At 69.8% G+C, this 18,334-nt stretch carries 17 protein-coding genes; 13 read left to right on the top strand and 4 right to left on the bottom strand.

The window, feature by feature from the left end; all coding sequences use genetic code 11:
* Positions 1-22 precede the first annotated feature (22 nt).
* Together ACWCPW_RS36435 and ACWCPW_RS36440 are read left to right on the top strand one after the other, a co-directional pair.
* Entirely contained in the window at positions 23-1,396 is a 1,374-nt protein-coding gene (locus ACWCPW_RS36435) for a sensor histidine kinase (RefSeq protein WP_449765852.1), read from the top strand.
* Positions 1,393-2,070, top strand: coding sequence for a response regulator (locus tag ACWCPW_RS36440; RefSeq protein WP_020552051.1), 678 nt, complete (start codon positions 1,393-1,395; stop codon positions 2,068-2,070). Before ACWCPW_RS36435 ends, ACWCPW_RS36440 begins: the two co-directional genes overlap by 4 nt.
* Before the next feature lie 25 nt (positions 2,071-2,095).
* On the opposite strand, the gene ACWCPW_RS36445 is transcribed toward ACWCPW_RS36440, so the two are convergent.
* Complete coding sequence (locus tag ACWCPW_RS36445; protein WP_449765853.1) at positions 2,096-3,010, bottom strand: RecB family exonuclease; 915 nt, start codon at positions 3,008-3,010, stop codon at positions 2,096-2,098.
* A 138-nt stretch (positions 3,011-3,148) separates the two neighbouring features.
* On the opposite strand from ACWCPW_RS36445, the gene ACWCPW_RS36450 reads away from it, so the two are divergent.
* On the top strand, positions 3,149-4,588 hold the full coding sequence (locus ACWCPW_RS36450; RefSeq protein WP_449765854.1) for a cellulase family glycosylhydrolase: 1,440 nt from the start codon (positions 3,149-3,151) through the stop codon (positions 4,586-4,588).
* Positions 4,589-4,773: 185 nt separating this feature from the next.
* Here ACWCPW_RS36450 and ACWCPW_RS36455 read toward each other — a convergent pair whose 3' ends face one another.
* Positions 4,774-5,949, bottom strand: coding sequence for a M50 family metallopeptidase (locus ACWCPW_RS36455; protein WP_449765855.1), 1,176 nt, complete (start codon positions 5,947-5,949; stop codon positions 4,774-4,776).
* A gap of 95 nt (positions 5,950-6,044) precedes the next feature.
* On the opposite strand from ACWCPW_RS36455, the gene ACWCPW_RS36460 reads away from it, so the two are divergent.
* A complete protein-coding gene (locus ACWCPW_RS36460) occupies positions 6,045-6,953 on the top strand; it encodes a tRNA (adenine-N1)-methyltransferase (RefSeq protein WP_395873010.1) in 909 nt (302 codons plus the stop codon).
* Positions 6,954-7,033: 80 nt separating this feature from the next.
* Positions 7,034-7,792: a hypothetical protein gene (locus ACWCPW_RS36465; RefSeq protein ID WP_449765856.1), complete on the top strand. Its 759-nt coding sequence runs from the start codon at positions 7,034-7,036 to the stop codon at positions 7,790-7,792.
* 33 nt (positions 7,793-7,825) lie between these two features.
* Here ACWCPW_RS36465 and ACWCPW_RS36470 read toward each other — a convergent pair whose 3' ends face one another.
* The gene (locus tag ACWCPW_RS36470; protein WP_395873038.1) at positions 7,826-8,113 is read right to left on the bottom strand and encodes a ferredoxin; all 288 of its coding nucleotides are present in this window, start codon (positions 8,111-8,113) and stop codon (positions 7,826-7,828) included.
* A gap of 224 nt (positions 8,114-8,337) precedes the next feature.
* On the opposite strand from ACWCPW_RS36470, the gene arc reads away from it, so the two are divergent.
* From arc to prcA, 6 genes are all read left to right on the top strand, one after another.
* Positions 8,338-10,104, top strand: coding sequence for a proteasome ATPase (arc, locus tag ACWCPW_RS36475; protein ID WP_395873012.1), 1,767 nt, complete (start codon positions 8,338-8,340; stop codon positions 10,102-10,104).
* A 220-nt stretch (positions 10,105-10,324) separates the two neighbouring features.
* Complete coding sequence (gene dop, locus ACWCPW_RS36480; RefSeq protein ID WP_449765857.1) at positions 10,325-11,830, top strand: depupylase/deamidase Dop; 1,506 nt, start codon at positions 10,325-10,327, stop codon at positions 11,828-11,830.
* Between the two features lie 175 nt (positions 11,831-12,005).
* Entirely contained in the window at positions 12,006-12,215 is a 210-nt protein-coding gene (locus ACWCPW_RS36485; protein ID WP_360306356.1) for a ubiquitin-like protein Pup, read from the top strand.
* 192 nt (positions 12,216-12,407) lie between these two features.
* Positions 12,408-12,827: an endonuclease VII domain-containing protein gene (locus ACWCPW_RS36490; protein WP_449765858.1), complete on the top strand. Its 420-nt coding sequence runs from the start codon at positions 12,408-12,410 to the stop codon at positions 12,825-12,827.
* The gene (prcB, locus tag ACWCPW_RS36495) at positions 12,779-13,624 is read left to right on the top strand and encodes a proteasome subunit beta (protein ID WP_449765859.1); all 846 of its coding nucleotides are present in this window, start codon (positions 12,779-12,781) and stop codon (positions 13,622-13,624) included. The genes ACWCPW_RS36490 and prcB overlap by 49 nt, the downstream gene beginning before the upstream one ends.
* Positions 13,625-13,688: 64 nt before the next feature.
* A complete protein-coding gene (prcA, locus tag ACWCPW_RS36500) occupies positions 13,689-14,465 on the top strand; it encodes a proteasome subunit alpha (protein ID WP_449765860.1) in 777 nt (258 codons plus the stop codon).
* A gap of 73 nt (positions 14,466-14,538) precedes the next feature.
* Here the strand turns inward: prcA and ACWCPW_RS36505 are convergent, their stop codons facing one another.
* Complete coding sequence (locus ACWCPW_RS36505; RefSeq protein ID WP_449765861.1) at positions 14,539-15,561, bottom strand: LacI family DNA-binding transcriptional regulator; 1,023 nt, start codon at positions 15,559-15,561, stop codon at positions 14,539-14,541.
* 157 nt (positions 15,562-15,718) lie between these two features.
* Here ACWCPW_RS36505 and ACWCPW_RS36510 point away from each other — a divergent pair, with 157 nt between their 5' ends.
* Complete coding sequence (locus ACWCPW_RS36510; RefSeq protein ID WP_449765862.1) at positions 15,719-16,948, top strand: MFS transporter; 1,230 nt, start codon at positions 15,719-15,721, stop codon at positions 16,946-16,948.
* A gap of 9 nt (positions 16,949-16,957) precedes the next feature.
* Positions 16,958-18,319: a Pup--protein ligase gene (pafA, locus tag ACWCPW_RS36515; RefSeq protein ID WP_355532574.1), complete on the top strand. Its 1,362-nt coding sequence runs from the start codon at positions 16,958-16,960 to the stop codon at positions 18,317-18,319.
* The last annotated feature ends 15 nt before the right edge of the window (positions 18,320-18,334 follow it).

An 18,334-nucleotide genomic window follows, 5' to 3' on the forward strand; every position in this document is an offset into this window, starting at 1 on the left:
CGGGGGCTCTACCGTAAGAGACGTGCGCGCCGTGACCCCCGCCCCGGACACCCCCGCCGGGACCCCAGCCCCGCCCGGACCGAGCCCATCGGTGCCCCGGCTCGCCCGAGCACGGGCCTGCCTGGCCGACTTCGTCCAGGAACTCCGCCGCGACACCCGCCAGCCGTGGCCGCGCCCCACCGTGCTCGACCTGGCGCTGGTGCTGCTGCTGACGGTATTCGCCGTGGGCGGCCTGTACTTCCACGAACTCGGCCGCGACGACGTCCGCGACCCGGACGTGTGGGGCATCCTGCTCGCCGTGCTCACCGCCGTCCCGCTGCTGTGGCGCGGCGCACACTCGCTGCGCGTGCTGATCGCGGTCAGCGTCGCCGGACTGCTCCTGGCCGGCGCGAACTACGAATCCGCCGGCGCCGGGATCGGCCAGATCGTCGCGTTGTACGCGGTCGCGGTCGGCCGCTCCCGGGTGCCCGCCGCGTGCGCGCTCGCGTTCACCGAGAGCGCCACCATCGCGTGGCTGGCACTGCGCGACAGCGACGTGGAGTTCCTCGACATCGTCGCCAACCTCGCCGCGATGTTCGCGGTCTGGGCGTTCGCCCGCAGCGTCGGCTTCCGGCGCGCCTACACCGCCGAACTCGAGGCCCGCGCCGACCGCCTGGAGCGCACCCGCGAGGCCGACACCCGCGCCGCGATCGCCGAGGAACGCGGCCGGATCGCCCGCGAACTGCACGACGTGGTCGCCCACCACGTCTCGGTGATGACCGTGCAGGCCTCCGCCGCGCAGCGGATGGTCGCGCGCAATCCGGACCGGGCCAAGGAGGCGATGGCCGCGGTCGAGCAGACCGGCCGCGGCGCGCTGGTGGAGATGCGCCGCCTGGTCGGCATCCTGCGCGACACCACCGACGCGGTGGGCGGGCCCAACGAGGGCCACAACGCCCCCCAGCCGGGCCTGGACCAACTCGACACGCTGGTCACCCAGGTCCGCGAGGCCGGGCTCCCGGTCGAGCTGTCCCTGGAGGGCGCCCCCTGCGAGCTGCCGCCGGGCATCGACCTGGCGGCCTACCGGATCGTCCAGGAAGCCCTCACGAACACGCTCAAGCACGCCGGCCCCGCCGAGGCCCGCGTACTCCTGCGCTACAGCCGCACCGAACTCCTGGTCCGCGTCGCCGACGACGGCCGAGGCGGCAGCACCGCACCCACCGGCGACCGCACCGGGCACGGCCTGCTCGGGATGCGTGAGAGGGTCTCCCTCTACGGTGGACGCCTGTACGCGGGGCCCCGGGCCCAGGACGGCTTCGAGGTCCTCGCGCGCATCCCCCTGTCCACCACGAACACCGCCGACACCGCCGCCCCGCCGGACGGTGTCGCCCCCGACCGACTGGAGCAGACCCGCCCATGACGATCCGCGTCATCCTGGTCGACGATCAGCCACTGCTGCGCACCGGCTTCCGGATGATCCTGGAGGCCGAGCCCGACATCGCCGTGGTCGGCGAGGCCGCCGACGGCGAACAGGCCGTCGAACAGGTCCGCGCCCTGCAGCCCGACGTGGTGCTGATGGACATCCGCATGCCCCGCATGGACGGCGTCGAGGCCACCCGGCGGATCGCCGGATCGGGCCGCGACGGGGAGAACACCGCCCGCGTGCTCGTGCTCACCACCTTCGACCTCGACGAGTACGTGGTCGAGGCACTGCGCGCGGGAGCGAGCGGCTTCCTGCTCAAGGACGTGCCCGCCGACGACCTGGTCACCGCGATCCGGGTGATCGCCGAGGGCGAGGCGCTACTCGCACCCAGCATCACCCGGCGACTCCTGGACATGTACGCCGCACGGCTGCCCTCCGCCGAGGACCCCACGCCCGACACGCTCGCGATGCTCACCGAACGCGAGGTGGAGGTGCTGCGCCTGGTCGCGCGCGGGATGTCCAACGCGGAGATCGCCGCCGAGCTGTACGTCAGCGAGACCACCGTCAAGACCCACGTTGGCCACGTGCTGACCAAGCTCGGCCTGCGCGACCGGGTCCAGGCCGCCGTCTACGCCTACGAGAGCGGCCTGGTCCGCCCCGGCGCGATCTGACCGGGGCGGAGGCGGCGACCGGCGGCTACGCGGGCACCACGGGCAACGGATACACCGGAGGTGTGCCACCGAACTCGGGGCACACCTCCCGGTGATCGCACCACCCGCACAACTTCGACTTCCGGGGCAGCCACTCGCCCGTCCGGGTCGCCAGGTCGATCGCCTGCCACAGCGCCCGCAGCTTGCGCTCGACCGCCAGCAACTCGCCCTCGTCCGGGTCGTAGGTGATCACGTCGCCGCTGCCCAGATACACGAGCTGCAACCGGCGCGGCACCCGGCCGTGCTGCCGCCACAACACCAGCGCGTAGAACTTCATCTGGAACAGCGGCTTGTCCTGGAACATCGGCGCCGGGGCCTTGCCCGTCTTGTAGTCCACCACCCGCAGATCGCCCGCCGGCGCCACGTCGAGCCGGTCCACGACCCCGCGCAGGATCAGGCCGTCCTCCAGCGTCGTCTCCACGTAGAGCTCACGCCGGGCGGGCTCCAGCCGGTTGGGGTCCTCCAGCGTGAAATACCGCTCGACCAGCTTGTCCGCGTCCTGCAACCAGGTGCCCAGGCCCGCGACGTCCTCGCCGAACAACTCCGCCAACTCCGGGCGCTCGGCCAGCAACTCGTCCCACGCCGGCCGCACCAGCGCCACCGCCCGCTCCGGCGTGCGCTCGCCGCTGGGCAGGTCGAACAGCCGCTCCAGCACCGTGTGCACGACCGTGCCGCGCGTGGCCGCGGCGCTCGGCTTCTCCGGCAGCTTGTCGATCACCCGCAGCCGGTACAGCAGCGGACACTGCATGAAGTCCGCGGCCCGGGACGGCGACAACGACACCGGCGGCCGGGGTCCGAGCTCACCGGCCTGGGCGGGCACCACGACACCCGCGGCGTCGGTGATGGGCTCGACGGCCGGGGTGTCCTCGTCGGAGGCGGTTTCGGAGGGGCTGACACTCATGGCGACCACCCTAAGCGTGCGGGGCGACACCCTGAGCGCCCGAGTGGCCCGGGGCCTCTGTCAATCGCCACTACCGCTCAGTAGAGTCCCGGCACCACGGGTCCCACACACCCCATCCGCAACCCCGACGGAGGTCCCATGCGCGTCCCCACCCGCACCCGGCTGCACGTGGCCGCCGCGATCACCGGCGGCCTGCTCCTGGCGGGACTGCCCACCCCCGCGTCCGCGCACGAGGACCGACCCGGCCGCGGACCGGACAAGATCACCGTCGGCGACCGCACCTTCATCGCCGACGAGCGCGGCCGGGCCACCCAATGGCGCGGCTTCAACATCGGCGACAAGGAGCACCGGGGCGCGGAGGCGTTCAAGGACGTCACCGAGAAGCAGTTCCGCGAACTCTCCGACCGCGGCTTCAACCTGGCCCGGGTGCTGTTCTTCTGGGACGACCTGGAACCGCGCCCCGGCCGCTACAGCCGCGACTACCTGGCCCGGATGGAACGCGTCCTGGGCTGGGCCGAGAAGTACCACATCAAGGTCGTCCTGGACGCCCACCAGGACATCTACGGCCCGTACTTCAACGACCACCGGGGCAACCCGGAATGGACCACCCGCGACGAGGGCCTGCCGTACGAGCCGGTCCCCGGCGACTGGTTCGCCGAGTACTACACGCCCGGCGTGCAGGCCGCCTTCGACCACCTGTACAACGACCGCGACCTGCGAAGCGCGCACGCACGGATGTGGATCAAGGTCGCCGCCACGTTCGGCCGGCACCCCGCCGTGCTCGGCTACGACCTGATGAACGAGCCGATGGGCCGCTTCCGCGAGGGCGAGGACATCCCCACCGCCGCCGCCCGGCTCGAATCGACCCAGATCACCGACATGTGGAACCGGCTCACCGACGCGATCCGGCTGGTCGACCGACGCAACTGGATCCTGGTCGAACCCACCCCCGTGGTCGGCCTGGGCCTGCCCACCGCGCTCGGCCCGATCACCGACGACAAGGTCGTCTACGCCCCGCACTTCTACGAGACCGCGATGGAGACCGGCGCCGACTACGACCCCGACGGCGGCTTCATCGAGAACTACGAAGCCGCGATCACCGCCTACCCGAAGGCGAACAAGCTCCCGGTGATCGTGGGGGAGTGGGGGCCGCCGGACCAGTCGCTGCCCAACATCCCGCTGTTCTACAAGCGGATGACCGCGGCCATGGACCGCTTCGGCACCGGCTGGGCGGGCTGGCAATGGTGCAACGGCGGCGGCTACTGCACGCTGGACGCCGAGGGTCGGATGAAGCCCAACAACAAACTGCTGGTGCAGCCCTACGCGCGCGCCGTGGCCGGCAACCCCGAGAGCTTCGGCTACGACCCGGACACCCGCACCTACACGCTCACCTTCACCACCCGCCGAGGCGTCCAGGGCCCCACCGAGATCGTCCTCCCCAAGGACGTCTACGCCAAGCCCCCGACCATCCGCGTCACCGGCCCCGGCCGCACCCACACCGACACACGCGACAACACGGCCCGAATCACCACCACCCGAGACGGCCGCTACACCATCACCATCACCCCCACCACCTGACCCACCCCCACCCGGCCGGGCCTGAAGCCAAGGGAAGCCAAGCACCACTCACCACACCCGCAACACCCTTCAGCCCGGCCGGCGTTCGAGGCCAAAGAAGCCGAGCGCCACGCACCGCACTCGCAACACCAAAGCCGTACGAACCCTTCAGCCCGGCCGGCGAGTGAGGCCGAAAACCCCCGCCCTCAACCCCGCATCATGGCCAAAAACGCATGCTCGACATCGCTCCGGGACAACACCCCGTACACCCCGCCGTCCCGCTCCACCACCAGGTACTCACTCGCCGGCGCCGCCCGCATCGCGACCAGCAGATCCTCCCCGGCCAGATCCGCGCCCACCTTCATCCCCGGCGCCAGATCCCGCGCCAACGGTCCCACCGCCACCCAGGGCCTGCGGTGCTCCGGCGTCGCCAACACCGCGGCCTCACGCACCACCCCGACCGGATCCCCGCCCCGATCCACCACGACCAGCCCGCGCGCACCCTCCTCGTGCGCCCGCCGCAGCGCCTCCGACAACGGCACATCCGCCGCCACCGGGATCGCCCGCCGGGTCAACAACCGCACCCGCAGCTCCGGCAACCGCTCCCGCAGCCGCTCCGCGCGCAGCGACTGCACCGCACCCGCCCACATGAATCCGGCCACCAACGCACCGAAGATCAACGTGTACGTGCGCGCGCCCGCGTCCGCGCCCAGCGACCACAGCGCCGCCGCGATCAGCACCACCACCGCGAGCACCCGACCCGCCCAGGACGCCGCGATCGTGCCGGCCAACGGCCGCCCGCTGATCCGCCACACCACCGCCCGCAACATCCGGCCACCGTCCAGCGGCAGCCCCGGCAACAGGTTGAACGCCGCCACCAGCAGATTGGACACCGCCAACAGAGCGATCATCCGCCCCGCCAGCGTGTCCACGTCCAGCGCCAGACCGATCACCCAGAAACCGCCGCCGAGCAGCAGCGACAACGCCGGACCCGCCGCCGACACCAGGAACTCGTGCCGGGCCGTCTCCGGCTTGTCGATCTCGGACACCCCGCCCAGGAACTGGATGGTGATCCGCCGCACCGGCAAGCCCAGCCGCAGCGCCGTCACCGCGTGCGCCAACTCGTGCACCAGCACGGACACGTACAAGAGCACCGCGAAGCCGAACGACAACACGAACCGCCACGGACCCAGATCCGGGAACAGGCTCTCGAAGGTCGGCGCGAACAACACGGTGATCACCGCGGCGATCACGAACCACGTCGGCGCGACATAGACCGGCACCCCGAAGGGGCGCCCCATGAGCAGGCCACGCCTCGGCTCCCGGCGCGGGGCGTCGTCCTGCCGCATCCTGCGTCCCTGCGGCCTGCTCGAATCAGTCACGTCCAAGATGCTATGCAACCGAGTCCCGGTTTGACCCCCACGGGGCCCGCACCCACGCGTCGGAGCGTCGCCCACGACCGACTAGGCTGACCCCCATGTCCGAACCGACCGGTGCCGCGCGCAGGCGCGGACCCTTCCAGGTCGGGGACCAGGTTCAGCTGACCGATCCCAAGGGCCGCCACCACACCTTCACGCTCGAAGCGGGCAAGGCGTTCCACACCCACAAGGGCTCGTTTCAACACGACGCGCTGATCGGCGCTCCCGAAGGGACCGTCGTACGGTCCACCGGGAACACCGACTACCTCGCGCTGCGACCTCTGCTCCCCGACTTCGTCCTGTCCATGCCCCGCGGCGCCGCGGTGATCTACCCGAAGGACGCCGGCCAGATCCTCGCGATGGCCGACATCTTCGCCGGCGCCCGCGTCGTCGAGGCCGGCGTCGGCTCCGGCGCGCTGAGCACCTTCCTGCTCCGCGCCATCGGCGACACCGGGCAGCTCGCCTCCTACGAACGCCGACAGGACTTCGCGGACATCGCCCGCAAGAACGTCGAGCGCTACTTCGGCGCCCCCCACCCCGCCTGGAAGCTCACCGTCGGGGACCTCCAGGACAACCTCGTGGAGACCGGGGTCGACCGGGTGATCCTCGACATGCTCGCGCCCTGGGAATGCCTGGACGCGGTCTACAAGGCGCTCGCGCCCGGCGGCCTGGTGTGCTGCTACGTGGCCACCACCACGCAGCTCTCGCGCACCGTGGAGACCATGCGCGTGATGAACTGCTTCACCGAGCCGCAGCCCTTCGAGTCGATGGTCCGCTCCTGGCACGTCGAGGGCCTCGCGGTCCGCCCCGACCACCGGATGATCGGCCACACCGGCTTCCTGGTCACCGCCCGGCGCCTCGCCGACGGGGTCGAGCCGCCGCTGCGCCGGCGCCGTCCGTCCAAGGGCTCCTACGGCGACGACTACGCCGGCCCCGGCGCGGAGGCCGGTACCCCGCTCGAATCCTGACCCATCGTCAGGCAATGGTTGAGACAAGGCGGGCCGGGACCCTGTACCGGGACCCGGCCCGCCGCATAAGGTCGTCCACCGTGGCGGACGATCACCCCGAGACCCGGCCCGCGCGCGGCGACAGTACCCGCGGGCTCGTGACCACCGACGCACCATCCGACCCCTCCGCGCCCCGGCGCGTCGAGGTCCCCGACGTCCGCAACGGCATCGCCTTCGCCGCCGCGGCCATCGTGTTCGCGCTCATCGTCGGCACCGGCCTGGTGATCTGGGCCGCGGCCTCCCTGGACGGCGGCATACCGGGGGTCACCGCGCCCGCCGGGGACCGCCCCAATCAGCAGGATCCACCGGCCGCGCCGCGCACCATCCAACCGGGGGAGCACACCACGAGCACGTCCCACCAGGGGCAGTCGGCGGGGCGCGCGCCCGAGGCCGCGCAGGCCGTGCCGCTCTCCCGCAGCCGACCCGCCGGCGGTCCCACCGAGGCGGAGCTCGCGCGGATCGACTTCCCGATCGACTGCCCGGGCGTGGGCGCACAGCTCAAGACCGTGCTGACCGACCCGACCGGCCCCACCGTGGTCCGGGTCGAGTGCGCGGCCGGCTCCGGCAGCCCGCCCGCCGCGCTGCTGGCCTACGCCGCCGCGGACACCGGTACACCCCGGCTGGTGGCCACCCTGCTCGACACCGACGAGGGCCTGCTGGTGAGCGACGTCACCCGGGACGGCGACTCGATCACCGCGCACACCCTGGGTTGGTCCGGCCCGGACGTCCCCCGCTGCTGCCCCGACGTCGACGGCACGCTCCGTTGGCGACTCACCCCGCTCGGTGCCCAACGGATCTGACGCGTCGCCAGACAGCGGTGTACGAAGCGGAATTCAGGACGCGTCCGGCCCATACACCTCGACGCCGTCGGAAACCCGGCGCATGTGGATGCAATCGCCGGGACACTTGCGTGTGGCGTCGATCACTTCCACCAGCAGCGGCGCGGGCACCGGGACCACCGCGCCCGGCTCGGTGCGCAGCTCGTCGTCGTCGCCCTTGACGTACGCGAGGCCGTCGATGTCCAGCTCGAAGACCTCTCGCGCGTATTGGACGCAGATGCCGTCCCCGGTGCAGAGATCCTGATCGATCCAGACCTCGAGGGGTTCGTTTTCCGCGGACATGCGGCCTCTCTCTTCACCGATTCGTATCGACACGCGACCAACAGACCCTACTCGCGGCTGCTTCCCGAGGTGGTGAGGTGGGTATCTGATCCTCACAAGCGTGGGGGCAATCGCACGGGTGAAGATCGGACACGCCCGGACAGTCTTGCTGATCAAGGGGTTTCAACCCCTCCTGCCGTAGGTAGGGTCGGAGACGTCGCAGCTCCCAGGAGGAGGTGAGGGCCGTGGCAGTCCACGACGACGACATGAACCGTGGTGGGAGGCCGGCTCGGGGTACGGACGACCTCGTAAGCCAGGTTTCTTTTCTAGAGCAGGAAGTCGCCGTCCTGCGTCGCAAGCTCGCCGACTCACCGCGCCAGAGCCGTTTGCTCGAGGAGCGGGTCGTCGATCTTCAGACGTCCTTGGCCGGTATGACCACACAGAACGAGCGATTGGTCGCGACCTTGAGGGAGGCCCGCGACCAGATCGTGGCCCTCAAGGAGGAAGTGGACCGACTCGCCCAACCCCCCTCGGGGTTCGGCGTGTTCCTACAGGCCAACGAGGACGGCACGGCGGACATCTTCACCGGCGGGCGCAAGCTCCGGGTGAACGTCAGCCCCAACATCGAACTCGACGAACTCCAGCGTGGCCAGGAGGTCATGCTCAACGAGGCCATGAACGTGGTCGACGCGATGGAGTTCGAGCGGGTCGGCGACGTGGTGATGCTCAAGGAACTGCTCGAGGACGGCGAACGAGCCCTGGTCATCGGGCACACCGACGAGGAGCGCGTGGTGCGCCTCGCCGAGCCGCTGATGGACTCCCCGCTGCGCGCGGGGGACTCGCTCCTGCTCGATTCCCGATCGGGCTACGTGTACGAGCGGGTTCCCAAGAGCGAGGTCGAGGAGCTGGTCCTCGAAGAGGTCCCGGACATCGACTACACCAAGATCGGCGGTCTGCGGAACCAGATCGAGATGATCCGCGACGCGGTGGAGCTGCCCTACCTCCACCCCGACCTGTTCAAGGAACACGAGCTGCGCCCGCCCAAGGGCATCCTGCTCTACGGCCCCCCCGGCTGCGGCAAGACGCTGATCGCCAAGGCGGTCGCGAACTCGCTCGCGAAGAAGGTGGCCGAGGCCCAGGGCAACGAACAGGGCAAGAGCTACTTCCTCAACATCAAGGGTCCCGAACTGCTCAACAAGTACGTCGGCGAGACCGAGCGGCACATCCGCCTGGTCTTCCAGCGGGCTCGTGAGAAGGCCAGCGAGGGCACCCCCGTCATCGTCTTCTTCGACGAGATGGACTCGCTCTTCCGCACCCGAGGGTCGGGCGTCAGCTCGGACGTGGAGAACACCATCGTCCCGCAGCTGCTGTCCGAGATCGACGGCGTGGAGGGCCTGGAGAACGTCATCGTGATCGGCGCCTCCAACCGCGAGGACATGATCGACCCGGCCATCCTGCGGCCGGGCCGGCTCGACGTGAAGATCAAGATCGAGCGTCCGGACGCCGAGGCGGCCAAGGACATCTTCGCCAAGTACCTCAAGGTCTCGCTGCCGCTGCACGACGACGACCTGGTGGAACACGGCGGCAACCGGGCCGCCACGGTCACCGGGATGATCCAGGTCGCGGTGGAGCGGATGTACTCGGAGAACGACGAGAACCGCTTCCTGGAGGTCACCTACGCCAACGGTGACAAGGAGACCCTGTACTTCAAGGACTTCAACTCCGGCGCGATGATCGAGAACATCGTCGGTCGCGCGAAGAAGATGGCGATCAAGGACTTCCTGGAGCACCGCCAGAAGGGCATCCGGGTGGCCCACCTGCTCGCCGCGTGCGTCGACGAGTTCAAGGAGAACGAGGACCTGCCCAACACCACCAACCCCGACGACTGGGCGCGGATCTCCGGCAAGAAGGGCGAGCGGATCGTCTACATCCGCACGCTGGTCTCGGGCAAGCAGGGCGACGAGGCCGGTCGCTCCATCGACACCGTGGCCAACACCGGTCAGTACCTCTGATCCCGATCGAGTACCGATTGACCACCGATGCCGCGGCCCGTGTTCAGGTCGAACACGGGCCGCGGCGCCGTGCCGGGACGACACTTCCGCACAGGGCAATAGTTCCGGCCGTATCCCCAAGGCAATCCAACGGCAATAGGCTCGGCAGCATGACCAGGGTGTACCCGGATCACGGAGAGTGTGACTCGGGTACCGGCCGGGTGAGGGACGAGGGGGTCGCATGACCGTCCGGCGTGTGATGGGCATTGAAACCGAGTACGGGATCTCCGTACCCGGACATCCGAACGCCAACGCGATGTTGACGTCTTCCCAGATCGTGAACGCGTACGCCGCAGCGATGCAGCGGGCCCGGCGGGCCCGCTGGGACTTCGAGGAGGAGAATCCGCTGCGCGACGCGCGCGGGTTCGACCTCGCGCGCGAGCTGGCCGACTCGAGCCAGCTCACCGACGAGGACGTCGGTCTCGCCAACGTGATCCTGACCAATGGCGCTCGGCTCTACGTCGACCACGCCCACCCGGAGTACAGCGCGCCCGAGACCACCAACCCGCGCGACGCGGTGATCTGGGACAAGGCCGGCGAACGCATCATGGCCGAGGCCGCGCGGCGCGCCGCCGAGCTGCCCGGCGGGCAGCAGATCCTGCTGTACAAGAACAACACCGACAACAAGGGCGCGTCCTACGGCACGCACGAGAACTACCTCATGCAGCGCGCCACGCCGTTCGCCGACATCGTCCGACACCTGACCCCGTTCTTCGTCTCCCGCCAGGTGATCTGCGGCGCGGGGCGGGTCGGCATCGGCCAGGACGGCTCCGCCCACGGCTTCCAGATCAGCCAGCGGGCGGACTACTTCGAGGTCGAGGTCGGCCTGGAGACCACGCTCAAGCGGCCGATCATCAACACCCGCGACGAGCCGCACGCGGACGCCGAGAAGTACCGGCGCCTGCACGTGATCATCGGTGACGCGAACCTGTCCGAGGTGTCCACCTACCTCAAGCTCGGCACCACCGCGCTGGTCCTGTCGATGATCGAGGACCGCTTCCTGGGCAACGACCTGACCGTGGACCAGCCCGTGCGCACGCTGCACGAGGTCTCCCACGACCCCACCCTCAAGCAGCTGATCACGCTGCGCAACGGCCGCAAGCTGACCGCGATCCAGCTCCAGCTCGAATACCTCGAGTTGGCCCGCAAGTACGTGGAGAACCGGTTCGGCAAGGATGTCGACGCGGACACCACCGACGTGCTCGACCGCTGGGAGTCGGTGCTCGCCCGCCTGGAGGCCGACCCGATGTCGCTCGCGCGCGAGCTGGACTGGGTGGCCAAGCTGCAACTCCTGGAGGGCTACCGACAGCGGGACGCCCTGGACTGGGACGCGCCGAGGCTGCACCTGGTCGACCTCCAGTACGCGGACGTACGGCCCGACAAGGGCCTGTACAACAAGCTGGAGGACCGCTTCGAGCGGATCGCCGGCGAGGCCGAGGTGCAGCGCGCGGTGCACCTGCCGCCGGAGGACACCCGGGCGTACTTCCGCGGTCGCTGTCTGGAGCAGTACGCCGACGAGGTGGCCGCCGCCTCGTGGGACTCGGTGATCTTCGACGTCGCGGGTCACGACTCGCTCCAGCGGGTACCCACCCTGGAGCCGCTGCGCGGGACGAAGGCCCACGTGAAGGACCTGCTGGACCGCTGCCGTACGGCCGAGGATCTGGTCCGCGCCCTCACGGGTGGGTGACCTCGCTCGTTCGCGGGAACAAAGCGAATGAACGGATAAATCCCCTTCCGGAACACACGGCATCCGACACTCGTTGGCACCTACACCCCCGCTCCTTCGGGATCGGGGGTGTAGGCCCTCCGGGGAATGGATAAGCACCGGTTCAAGGAAATGATCACAAGGTGGGGTGAGTGACATGGCCACTAAGGACAGCGGCGGTCAACAGCGCGCGACAAAGCGCTCGGAAGAGGTCGACGAGACCACTACCGAGGCCCAGTCCGACGTGCAGGAACGACACGAGAAGTTGACGGACGACGTCGACTCGGTATTGGACGAAATCGATGAGGTGCTCGAGGAGAACGCTGAGGAATTCGTTAGGGGATTTGTCCAAAAGGGTGGTGAATAGGGGTAAATGTCCGATTTGAAATCGGGCAAGAATTGCCCTGACTGTAAGGGATGGAAGCCCGCTCAGGACTTCGGATCTAACGCAGCGAGTCCTGACGGGCTTTCATTATATTGCCGTGAGTGCAACCGAAGGCGTAGTGCGCAAAGTTATCGTGCCCGGCGGGAGCGCGCGGGATTCAAGGTTCGTCCGAAGGTGGATGTGCCGGACGGACATAAGCGTTGTCCGAAATGTGAACAGATCAAACCGCACTCCGAATGGCATAAAAGTTCCCGGCAATGGGACGGTCTGGCGGCGAGCTGTAAATCATGTCGCAAAATCGACAGTCGAGCCGGATACTTCATGCGCAAATACGGCCTCACCGAGGCCGACCTGCGGCGCATGCGCGCCGACCAAATGGGCGTATGTCCGATCTGTGTCGCAGCCAGGCCCGAACACGTCGATCATGATCACGAAACCGGTAGGGTCCGAGCCGTACTCTGCTTCAACTGCAATGCCGCACTGGGCATGTTCAAGGATCGACCCGACGCGTTGCGCCGGGCCGCAACCTATGTGGAAGGGATCGTGTGGAAGCCAACACTCGTGGCACCGGGCGTCTACCGGCTGCCTTCCTGACCCCCGGGTCGTCCTCGTTCGCCGAATTTCTCGACGCCTACCGGCCCGAACTGTTGCCCGCGCGTAGGACGCCTCCGGTGCAGCCCGTGACGATCGAGGCGCCGCACGGCACGACGATCGTGACCGCGACGTTCGACGGCGGCGTGGTGATGGCCGGCGACCGGCGCGCCACGATGGGGAACCTGATCGCGCAGCGGGACATCGAGAAGGTGTTCCCGGCCGACGAGTATTCGGTCGTGGGCATCGCCGGCACCGCCGGGCTCGCGGTCGAGATGGTCCGGCTGTTCCAGGTCGAACTGGAGCACTACGAGAAGATCGAGGGCACCACGCTGTCCCTCGAGGGCAAGGCCAACCGGCTGTCGCAGATGATCCGCGGCAACCTCGGGATGGCCATGCAGGGTCTCGCGGTGGTGCCGTTGTTCGCCGGCTACGACGTGGACGGCGGGACCGGGCGGATCTTCAGCTACGACATCACCGGCGGCCGGTCCGAGGAGCACGGCTTCCACTCGGTGGGTTCGGGCTCGCTGTTCGCCCGAGGCGCGCTGAAGAAGCTGTACCGCCCCGGTCTGGACGCCGACGGCATCGTGACGGTGTGCATCCAGGCGCTCTACGACGCGGCCGACGACGACTCCGCCACCGGTGGGCCGGACCTGACCCGGCGGATCTACCCGGTGGTGACGCTGGTGACCGAGGACGGCATCCGCCGGCTCTCCTCGGACGAGGTGGGCGCGATCGTCCGCACGGTGGTCGACGCGCGGATGGACGACCCCAACGGCCCGACCGCGCCGCTGACGTGACCCCGATGTCGAGGACCCGAACAGCCGACCCTTCGAGACCGGCTCCGACGAAAAGGACTCCACGGTGACGACGCCCTTCTATGTGTCGCCGCAGCAGGCCATGGCGGACCGGGCCGACTATGCCCGCAAGGGCATCGCCCGCGGCCGCAGTGTGGTCGTGCTGACCTACGCGGACGGCATCCTGTTCGTGGCGGAGAACTACTCTCGCGCCCTGCACAAGATCAGTGAGATCTACGACCGCATCGCGTTCGCCGCGGTGGGCAAGTACAACGAGTTCGAGAACCTGCGGATCGGCGGCGTGCGCTACGCCGACATCCGCGGCTACTCGTACGCGCGCAACGACGTCACCGCCCGCGGGTTGGCGAACGTGTACGCGCAGACGCTGGGCACGATCTTCTCCAGCGGCGGCGAGAAGCCGTACGAGGTGGAGCTGATCGTCGCCGAGGTCGGCAGCGCGCCCGAGGACGACCAGATCTATCGGCTCACCTACGACGGCTCGGTGGCCGACGAGCACAACTACGTCGCGATGGGCGGCAACGTCGAGCAGATCACCGAGCAGCTCAAGCGCAGCCACCGCGAGGGGCTCACCCTCGAGGCCGCGCTCAAGGTGGCGGTCGACGCGCTCTCGCGCGACGGCGTCGGCGAGAAGCGCTCGATCACGGCCTCCCAGTTGGAGGTCGCCACGCTGGACCGGACCCGGCCGCAGCAGCGCAAGTTCAAGCGCCTGGTGGGCGGTCAGCTGACCCGCCTGCTCGGCGAGGCGGAACCGGCCGGCGAGGCGGCGGCGGAGGACGCGGCCGAGACCGCGCCCGAGGCCACGCCGGAGGCCGGCACGGAGTAGTCCCGCGCACGTCACAGGGCCCGCGTACCGCGTCGGTGCGCGGGCCCTGACGCGTGTCGGGACCGGTGCGGCCTCAGCCGGCCGCGGGCGGCGCGGTCGAGCCGCGCACCAGGAGCTCGCCGGGCAGCACCACGTCCGGGCCCGCGTCGCCGGTGTCCAGCAGGTCGAGCAGCGCGGTCATGCCGCGCGCGCCCAGTTCGACGGCGGGCAGCCGGACCGTGGTCAGTTCGGGTTCGACCACGCGTGCGTAGCGCAGGTCGCCGAACCCGGTCACCGACACGTCCTGGGGCACCCGGATCCCGAGCGCGCGGGCGGCCTTGTAGGCGCCCGCCGCCTGGAGGTCGTCGTCGCAGACGAGCACGGTGGGCCGGGCCGGCGACGCGAGCAGCGTCAGCGCGGCCTCGCGTCCGCCGTCCAGGGTCAGCGGAGCGACGGCTTCGGCGACCACCTCCGCGGGCCCCAGCGCGGCCCGGAAGGCGTTGTCCCGGGCCCGGAACGTCCAGGTCCGCACGGCCGAGCCCAGCCGGGCGACCCTGCGGTGGCCCAGCCCGACCAGGAATCCGGCCAACGCGCGCATGCCCTCGGCCACGTCGTCGTTGACGGTCGGCACGCCGCGCCCGGGCTCGCTGTCCAGCATCACCAGGGGCAGGTCCTCGCCGCCCGGCCCGGCCGAGCGCAGCACGTCCAGCGGCTCGACGGCCATCGAGGACGCGAGCACGCCGTCGATGGCGGCCGAGGAGAACGGGTTCGGGCTCAGGTCGATGCCGTCGCGGGTGGGGTAGACCACGACGCCGAAGTCCCGCTCGGCCGCGACCCGCGCCGCCCCGGTGTGCACCGCGCCGAAGAACGGCGAGGTCAGCACGGGCACGACGAGCATCACGGTGCGGGTCCGGCCCAGGCGCAGCGACCGGGCCGAGCTGTTGGGCCGGTAGCCGAGCGCGGCGGCGGCGTCGCGGACCGCGGCGACGGTGGCGGGGGAGACCCGGCCGTGCCATTTGTCGGCGAGGACCAGGGACACGGTGGACTGCGACACGCCGGCGTGTTTGGCGACGTCCTTGCTGGTCGGGCGACCGGCGGGGGGCTGGGGCGACGGCAAGGGGACCTCGGGCGCGGTCTCGGGGACGGGGCGGGCCCAGCGTAGAACCGCTTGCCATGCCGGTGCGCCGGCAGGCACAGTGGTAGCCGATAGTCATACGTATGACTGGACGGTATGCGGACGTGTCGGGTGCGGCACGGGAGGGTGGTACCCGCGGATGCGGACCTATCTGGACCTGCTGCGGGTGCCCTACGCGGCCCGTCTGCTCGGCGGCACGCTGTTCGGCCGATTGCCCAACGGCATGGGCGCGTTGGCGGTGCTGCTGCTGGTGCGCGCGGACGGCGGCGGCTACGGGCTCGCGGGCGCGCTGTCCGCGGTCTACGGCCTGGCGAGTGCGGCCGGGCAGCCGGTGCTCGGCCGGTGGATGGATCGGCGCGGACAGACCGGCGTGTTGCTCGGCTCGGCGCTGGTCTCGGCGCTGGCCTACGCCGTGTTCGCGCTCGTGGGCGCCCATCCGCTGCCGCTCGCGGTCGGCGCGGTGCTGATCGCGGGCTTCACCACGCCGCCGCTGGAGGCGGGCCTGCGCGCGTTGTGGCCCTCGGTGCTCACCCCCGAGCGGGTGCAGGCGGCGTACGCCCTGGACGCCGCCGCGCAGGAGATCCTGTTCACCGTGGGGCCGCTGATCGTGGTGGTCGTGGTGCAGGTGGCCTCGGCGGAGCTGGCCGTGCTGCTGACCGGCTTGATCGGGGTGGCGGGCACCCTGATCGTGGTCACCGCGCGGCCCTCCCGGGTCTGGCGCGGCGAGCGGCACACCCCGCACTGGGCGGGCGCGCTGCGTTCGGCCGGTCTGCGCGTGGTCCTGGTCGCGTTCACGCTGGCGGGCATCGCGCTGGGGGTGCTCAGTGTCGCGGCCGTGGCGTACGCCGACCACGAGGGTTCCGGCGCGCTGTCCGGGGTCTTCCTGGCGGCGATGTCCTTCGGCGCGCTGCTGGGCGGTCTGGTGCACGGGGTGCGGGCCTGGCGGACCCCGCCGGCGCGTCGGTTGTCGTGGTTCATGTTGTGGCTGACGGTGTGTTACCTGCCACTGACGGCGGTGCCCGGGCCGTGGTTGATGGTGCCGCTCGCGGTGTTGTCCGGAGTGTTCCTGGCACCGGCGATCGCGTGCGTGTTCACCCTGATCGACGAGTTGGCGCCGCGCGGCACGGTGACCGAGGCGTTCGCGTGGCTGGTGGCAGCGATCGGGGCGGGTTCGGCACTGGGCATGGGGCTGGCCGGCTGGGCCGGCGAAGTGGCCGGCGCGCGGGGCGCGTTCGCGGTCGCGAGCGTCGGCGCGGGCCTGGGATTGCTGGTATTGCTGGCCGGTCGGGGCCGGCTGATTTCAAACGTGATCCATTTGGTGGAAACCACCGACGCGGAGTTGTCCCGGAACGGCACGTCGTCGGCGTAATGTTGCCGCATGGACCGCCGCATCTTCGGGCTGGAGAACGAGTACGGCGTCACCTGTACGTTCCGGGGGCAGCGCAGGCTCTCCCCGGACGAGGTGGCGCGCTACCTCTTCCGCCGAGTCGTTTCGTGGGGCCGAAGCAGCAATGTCTTCCTACGCAATGGGGCCCGGCTGTATCTGGACGTGGGCAGCCACCCCGAATACGCGACGCCCGAGTGCGACTCGGTGCCGGAACTTGTCGTGCACGACAAGGCCGGTGAGCGCATTCTCGAAGGTCTCCTCGTCGACGCCGAACGGCGGCTGCACGAAGAGGGCATCGCGGGCGACGTGTACCTCTTCAAGAACAACACCGATTCCGCCGGCAACTCCTACGGTTGCCACGAGAACTATCTGGTGGCGCGGCACGGGGAATTCTCCCGGCTCGCCGATGTGCTCATCCCGTTCCTGGTGACCCGTCAGATGTTGTGCGGCGCGGGCAAGGTGCTGCAGACGCCGCGTGGTGCGGTGTACTGCGTGAGCCAGCGCGCCGAGCACATTTGGGAGGGCGTCAGCTCGGCCACGACCCGTTCCCGTCCGATAATCAACACGCGCGACGAACCGCATGCCGACGCCGAGCGCTATCGGCGGCTGCATGTGATCGTCGGCGACTCCAATATGGCCGAGCCCACCACGCTGCTCAAGGTCGGCTCCACCGACCTGGTGCTGCGGATGATCGAGGCCGGGATCGTGATGCGGGATCTGACCCTGGAGAACCCGATCCGGGCGATCCGCGAGGTCAGTCACGACATGACCGGATCGCGCAAGGTGCGCTTGGCCAACGGCCGCGAGGCCAGCGCGCTGGACATCCAGCGGGAATACCTGACCAAGGCGCAGGAGTTCGCGGATCGCCGGGGCATTCGCACCGGCACCGTGGAGAAGGTGCTCGATCTGTGGGAGCGCACGCTCGACGCGATCGACTCCGGCAACCTGGACCTGGTCGGGCGCGAGATCGACTGGGTGATCAAGTACCAGCTCATCGAGCGGTATCGGGCCAAGCACAACCTGCCCATGTCCTCGCCGAGGGTCGCCCAGATCGACCTCGCCTACCACGACATCCACCGGCGCCGCGGTCTCTACTACCTGATGGAGAGACGCGGGCAGATCGACCGGATCGGCAACGATCTGAAGATCTTCGAGGCGAAGTCGCTGCCGCCGCAGACCACTCGCGCGCGTCTGCGCGGCGAGTTCATCAAGAAGGCCCAGGAGCAGCGGCGCGACTTCACCGTCGACTGGGTGCACCTCAAGCTCAACGACCAGGCGCAGCGCACCGTGCTGTGCAAGGACCCGTTCCGGTCGGTGGACGACCGGGTGGAGAAGTTGATCGCCAGCATGTGATCGCCGGCATGTGAT

It is taken from the genome of Embleya sp. NPDC001921 (genome assembly GCF_053594475.1).